The organism is Pontimicrobium sp. MEBiC01747, from assembly GCF_053601635.1.
In genome coordinates, this window is sequence record NZ_JBSHNS010000156.1 from 1 (window position 1) to 2,340 (window position 2,340).

The following is a 2,340-nucleotide window of genomic DNA, read 5'->3' on the forward strand; positions in this document are numbered from 1 at the left end:
TGACTGGAGAGTTTAGTATCATTAGTTATACCACTTAAATAAATAACTTGTTTAGTGTTTGTTTGTTCTATATAGTTTTTAAAATTTACAGCGCAGTCATTTTCCATTTGCTGAAATTTACTAATGGAATTAGACATAGAATGTATTAAGTAATAAGCAGCATCTATATTTTTTGGGATATTGTTTAAGGTTTCTGGCGCTAAAAAATCTGCTTCAACAACTGTAATATTATCTTCTGTTTTGTAACGCTGCTCTGTTCGTAGTTTACCACGCACTGCACAAACGACTTCATGACCTTGCTCTAAAAGTAACGGAATAATACGTTTACCTATGTAACCTGTTGCTCCTGTTACTAATACTTTCATTTTTAAATAATTTCTTTTGGTCGTTGGTAGGCTAATCTTGTTTTTAAAGTAGGTATTGTATAACCATCTAATCCGTTAATTGCTGCCACATTAGCTTTAGATAGGTTAATAAAACCGTCTTTTTCTAATAAACCTTCATTTAAGTATAAATTCTGTATTTCTCCAATTATTAAAATGGTATCATTAGCTGAAATATGATATTCTTCTACAAATTTCATCTCTAACTGTACGGGCGCATCTTTTACATAAGGTGCAAAACAATCATTTTTATATTCTGAAACTAAGCTAGTGACTTCGAATTCTGATATGTTTCTATTGTATTTAGCAGAGGTATGGTGCGCGTCTTCTATATTATTTTCGTGTATGTGATTAATTGTATATACTCCTGTTTCTTTTATATTCTCGTAGGTGTTACGTATTACTGTTGTTGGCCTACAAAAAAAGCCTAGAAGGGGAGGGCTTGACCCTATGTGCGTTACAGAACTAAATACAGCAACGTTTTCTACTTCGTCTTTAGATTTTGTACCTATTAGGTTGGCAGACTTAAACCCAGAACAACTATTTATTAGGTTTATGCGGTATAAGTGATGTAATTCTTCTATGTTATTTTTACTAAAATGTTTCATAAGTTGAATTACGCTTGGTGCTGTTTTAACGTGTTGAAATTATTTATTTTGATGTTTTTTGACTTTAAATCGAACATTAAATTATATAAGCCAAAAAATGTTCTATTGATGTATATAAAATGTTTAGAGCCTCTGTTTCCGTTCATTTTTCGTAATTCGGTATTTTTACTGTAACGTTCTCCTAATTCTGCAACTGCATTAAAAAAGGTTTCGTCTGAAAAGTCGAAGGTTTCATTATGAAATGGCTTAGTAAACAAGCTTAACATCTCGAAAAACATGTTTGAAAAGAATTCTATTTCTGCCTTTGTATCATCTTTTCTAAGAATTTCTAAAGCATACATTTTTTCTTCAAATTGTTTTGTATCGTTAATAACTTCGGGTTTAGCTAACTCAAAGTAAGGTGTGTAGAAGTATTCTGGTACTGCTTTCATACAACCAAAATCTAAGGCTATTAGTTTTTCATCTTTGGCTATTAAGAAATTTCCAGGATGAGGATCTGCGTGTACTTTTCTAAGTACGTGTATTTGGTACATGTAAAAGTCCCAAAGGGCTTGCCCAAGCTTATTTGCTAATGCTTCGTCTGTGTTGTGTGCTGTAAATTCGCTAAGGTGTTCACCTTCCATCCAGTCCATAGTAATAATTCTTTCAGAAGACAATGCTTCATAATACTCCGGAAACTTTAGGTTAGGTATGTGTTTACAAGCTTCTACTATGGCTTTACTTTGTTTTATTTCTAGTAAGTAATTTGTTTCTTCTCTTAATTTGTCTTCAACTTCTTTAAAATATTTATCGGAGTCTTTTCCTCTTATGTTAAACATTTTAATGGCTATTGGTTTTACTAAAGCTAAATCACTCGCAATACTGTCTGCTACTCCTGGGTATTGAATTTTTACAGCTAACTTCTTTCCATATTTTTCAGCCAAATGTACTTGTCCTATGCTTGCTGCATTTACTGAGGTTGCCTTAAACTTATCGTATATTTCTGTTGGTAACTTACCAAAGTATTTTTTAAATGTTTTTGTTACTAGTGGTGGTGATAAAGGTGGTACAGAAAATTGTGCTAAAGAAAACTTTTCTACATAAGCTTGTGGCAAAATGCTTTTCTCCATACTAAGCATTTGTGCTACTTTTAATGCGCTTCCTTTTAAAGTTTTTAAGCCATTATAAATATCCTCAGCATTGTTTTCGTTTAGGCGCTCTTTAGATTCGTCTTCTGTTTTTGTTAATCTATCTCCGTAATATTTAAGGTAGTTAACTCCAACTTTTGCACCTGTTTGTACTAATTTTGTTGCACGCTGAATTTTTGATGTGGGTATTTTATCTATTGTTTTCAAAGGCTTCTGTTTTAG

General features: G+C 32.1%; 3 protein-coding genes. All 3 read right to left on the reverse strand.

The features are described from left to right. Positions 1-365 (reverse strand): NAD(P)H-binding protein (locus tag ACVC2P_RS04420; RefSeq protein WP_452597275.1); only part of this gene is annotated, 365 nt, incomplete at its 3' end. A 2-nt stretch (positions 366-367) separates the two neighbouring features. Next, a complete protein-coding gene (locus tag ACVC2P_RS04425) occupies positions 368-991 on the reverse strand; it encodes a flavin reductase family protein (protein WP_452597276.1) in 624 nt (207 codons plus the stop codon). Between the two features lie 8 nt (positions 992-999). Then, positions 1,000-2,325, reverse strand: coding sequence for an ABC1 kinase family protein (locus ACVC2P_RS04430; RefSeq protein WP_452597277.1), 1,326 nt, complete (start codon positions 2,323-2,325; stop codon positions 1,000-1,002). Between the last annotated feature and the right edge of the window lie 15 nt (positions 2,326-2,340).

Bases quoted from the DNA above. Each gene is read 5' to 3' on its own strand.
- ACVC2P_RS04425 (WP_452597276.1), bottom strand. From the start codon at position 991: ATGAAACATTTTAGTAAAAATAACATAGAAGAATTACATCACTTATAC.